This window comes from Mesorhizobium sp. YR577, assembly GCF_900116595.1.
In the GTDB taxonomy this organism is placed as follows: Bacteria; Pseudomonadota; Alphaproteobacteria; order Rhizobiales; family Rhizobiaceae; genus Mesorhizobium_M.
In genome coordinates, this window is sequence record NZ_FPBI01000060.1 from 1 (window position 1) to 4,083 (window position 4,083).

Genomic DNA, 4,083 nt, shown 5'->3' on the forward strand with positions numbered 1-4,083 from the left:
TGCAGCCATTTCGCTGCAAGTTCGATGAAGAGTATGTTGAGCGGCGGAACCGCAATAAGTCCGGTCCAGATGCCGTGGACGCGTTTGCTACGAACGCTGGACAGCTGGTCGAATCCGGTTCGCCCGATCATCTCTCCCGAAGATACCAACATCTGAGGCTTCTCAAGCCGCGACGCACTCCGAAGAAACATTGTGCGGATAAGAAAACCATCCAGACGCAATCAACCATCCCGCGGCCGTCGCCGCGGAAACGATCTGAGTCAACAGCTGAATCTAATCGGCCCCCAAGCAGATGATCTGAAGTCAAATAAATCAGATATACATTGACTTACTATACCTCCACCTATCAAAATAAATTAGGCGGAATTATACAGGGCCAGGACATGCCCATCAAGAAACCGGTCATTATTCTGGTGCATGGGATACGAGACCATGCTCTTTGGCAGCAGGAAATACGTGACGCCCTCGAAAAAGATGGAGATTTTATTGTAGAGGCGACGAATTATGGTCGCTTCGATCTGTTGAGGTTTCTCCTGCCCATCTCCTACTTCAGGCGAAAGGCAATTGCGGAAATCTTGAAGCAGTTCAAAACAGTAATTCTGAACAATCCGGGCGCAGATATATCGGTCATCGCTCACAGCTTCGGGACATACATAGTTGGGCATATACTGAAGGAGAATTTCGACCTCAAATTCAATCGGATAATACTGTGCGGCAGCATTCTCCGTTACGATTTTCCATTTGAGCAATTCCAGTCGCGGTTTACGCCGAAAATTCTCAATGAGGTAGGAACGCGCGATATCTGGCCGGCAATGGCCGAAAGCGTGACCTGGGGCTATGGATCGGCAGGCACTTTCGGCTTCAAACGTCCGCTGGTTTATGACCGTTGGCATAACAAGGCCGCGCATGGTTATTTCCTCAGCGCTTCCTTCTGCCGCAAGTTCTGGATCCCTTTCCTGCGTGATGGAACCATCGTTCCGGATTCTGCGCGTCCTGAGAAGCCGCATACGCTGGTCCAACTGATCAACATACTCAGATTGAAGTACCTCGTGCCGGTATTTGCTGCATTGTCGGTCGCCGCCACGCCCTACGTCGAAATCCCCGACCCCTGTCCGGGTCTTCCCGGTGACATCGCCTGGATAGATGCCGGGGAACTGACACAGGGCAAATTCGCGACACGATCGGCGTTTGTCGTCGAGGGCCGAAGCGCTCCCCCGGAGACCGTCAGACGCGGCGACTGGATCAAACTGACCGAAAGCCGCAGAACAATGATCGTCGATTATCAGAAGACCGGGACGCAGCGTGCTCAGGATAGTCCGCTCTCTCCGGGTGGGGACATCGACTATACTTGCAAGGTTCTAAAGGCGGGTGATCAATTTTACGTCGCCTTTGTCGACGCTGGCAATTCACGCTCGATTGCGAACCGCATGTGGTTGAAAATTAGGGCAACTGCACCCGGAAGCTAGCGGGAAACAGATGCTTTTGTTGATTGGGATAGTGGAGGACGACCGTGATCAGGCAGACTCTTAAGCTCTCATTCTCAAGCTTGGCTTTTTTCCTTTGGTGTATGACGGCATACGGCCAAACCACCGTTCCGGCTCCAGGCAGGAATTGCGTTTTTCATGTCTCCAATGATGGATCGGTCGAACAATGGTGGTGTGAGGCCGATCAAGGTCAACCGATCACCGTCCGTTATGTCTGGTTGAACGCCACCGAAGTCAGCTTCATGCTGACTGGATACGCAGACACCTCCATCGAGGGGATTCTCGGGAAGAAGCCGATCGTTGCGAAGAACGATGTTCTCCGTACTCTCGAGAATTTATATGCGCGCTATGGCTCCCGGGTGACCGACCAGGCGCAGAACCTGATCTCGCGTGAAGTTGTCACAGGCATCTCGCCTGATGGCAGCAACAGTTTTAGCAGAATCTTTGAACTAAAAGATATGCCGACAAGCATAAGGCAGCGATTCAGGCTCCCCACATTCGAAGAAACGATCGTCTGGCCCGAAATCGACTTCATGTCGCAGATAACACAAGGCAAATGGCCAACAAACTTCAACTACGAGTATGATTTTACCCATAGTGAGAGCGCGGACACAAAAAACGGCTTTCTGCGCCAGTTGAGCACGGCTGCAGCTAAGAACCAGAAAGCCCTGTCGACCCTTATTTCCGAATGCATGCAGTTTCAACGCCCTATGACGAAAGCTGAATGGGACAATTACGGCCCCACGGTGGACAAGTTGGCCGAAGCGCTCTTGGACAAAGTTACGGCGCCGTGGCAAATTGCATCGACCTATCTGGATGGAAACTCGGAGAGCGACCTGATCTCCGACATGGCAGACAGCGAAGCTTATGGGTTTTTCTCCCATATAACCTCGGATGGAATACCCGACGGCTTCATGTCGATACACGGAACGATCGGTGCGGGCTCTTCCGATTGGGGATGCACCGGAACGGCCGGAGGACTAAACTTCGCTGTTCTGACGCCTTCCTTGAGGGTGCTCGTAGCTGTAGTCGCACCAACTTCTAAAGATGTGGTTGTATATCGCGGGTCTGTCTTCGCCGACAAGACCGTGCCGCTTCGTGCGCAACCGCGGTTCGATGCAAACCCAAGCACAATGGAGTTCGGGAACGCCTGGCTGTCAAAATCGGATGGATCAAGCCTGATCGTTCCGTTGCAGATGGGCTTTACTCATGCGGAGGACCCGTTTTGGGTTGTTCCCGAAATACCGATCTCCAAGGAAGTCGCGGAGATCTTCGCAAAATATCCCGACCGTCTCAGCAAGTTTTATCGATGCGAAGACAGCGACGAGGATTCAGAAGCGAGAGCCTGCAATCTGTTTCTGACCACAAAGTTGGGCGACATGCCCAAAGGTACGGACGTGGCAGAAGATGAAGTTACATCGGATTCTGCAAACCAAGGCACCGCGATCGAGTTCACATATGGGGCTGCCTACCAGATCGACAGCTTGACCGTGGATGGACAGGATGTTTTCGTGCGGGATGCGCCAACGGCCGCCCTCGTCGCTTCCGCTAGTTCCGAGGAAGGCTCCTGCCCGTTTGTTTATTTCGAGTTAGCTGACGGAAGTATAGTGCGCGTTGGCCGCATCTTGATCGGGGCATCATCAATTGATCGCATGATGATCGAGACGGTTCCCGTCCCCCAAGGAGCCAAACGGCTGATCATTAGGGAATTGGAACCTGAAGTCACGTATCTGTCGCAGGTCAAATTCGATACGGGTCCTGAAAGCCTTATGACGAACGTAGCAGCACAATTTGTGGTGTTGCCACCACAAACCAGTTTCTCTTTGCCGATACCCAGGAATGCGTCGGCTGTGAAAATTGAGGGCTACTATAATCTGCTGACCAAGGCTGAGCGTGAAAATTCAGGCAACTAAGATCCGCCAGGAGCTGACCCGACATTGGAGTGAACGGCTGGAGGCCCTGGGGTGCCAAGGAGCGCCGGCGAGTCGGACCACTTTGCAAGCCGGATTTAACGGAACCATCGGCAGGACTGGCGCTATGAGAGTCGCGGCCGGCGCCGCTGGACAGGAATGGACGGTTGGATGCCCAAGAACGGACTTTGACATATCGCCCTTAGCGAACATTTGTCAGCCGGCAATGAGCGGTGCCCATTTTTAAGCGCATCAAGACACCGCCATTGAAAACACTAGGAGGCCGATCGATCCTCCGAACTCTTGATATTTGATGGTGTCCCACCGAGTGGTGTAGCTGGCGGCATTGGTCGCCTTGCTGTCCGGCATGGCCGGGCTGATCAGCGCGCCACTGCGGGCAGGCTGATGAGGGGATCATCGCTCAACTGGCCGACGCTTTCCAGCGTCATGTAGCGGGCACGCTGGACGGCCCACTCGTCGTTCTGTTCGAGCAGCAATGCGCCGACGAGTCGAACGATGGCGTCGTCGTTGGGGAAGATTCCGACCACGTCGGTGCGCCGCTTGATCTCACCGTTGAGCCGCTCGATCGGGTTGGTAACCGGTATAAGATTCTCGGTGCCGATGTCCGGCTGCGGTTTCCAGAATCGTGGCGTATGGTGCGACCATCCGGGACAGAGGCACCGGGAGCA

General features: G+C 53.8%; 3 protein-coding genes. 2 read left to right on the forward strand and 1 reads right to left on the reverse strand.

Features of this window, described 5'->3' with window-relative positions; genetic code table 11:
• Positions 1 to 323: 323 nt before the first annotated feature.
• Entirely contained in the window at positions 324 to 1,466 is a 1,143-nt protein-coding gene (locus tag BM413_RS32245; RefSeq protein WP_139238718.1) for an alpha/beta hydrolase family protein, read from the forward strand.
• Between the two features lie 44 nt (positions 1,467 to 1,510).
• Positions 1,511 to 3,397, forward strand: a complete 1,887-nt coding sequence (locus BM413_RS32250) for a hypothetical protein (protein WP_091918906.1) — start codon at positions 1,511 to 1,513, stop codon at positions 3,395 to 3,397.
• A gap of 377 nt (positions 3,398 to 3,774) precedes the next feature.
• On the opposite strand, the gene BM413_RS32260 is transcribed toward BM413_RS32250, so the two are convergent.
• Positions 3,775 to 4,083, reverse strand: a 309-nt coding sequence (locus BM413_RS32260) for a transposase (protein WP_244538155.1), incomplete at its 5' end; no start/stop codon positions are given.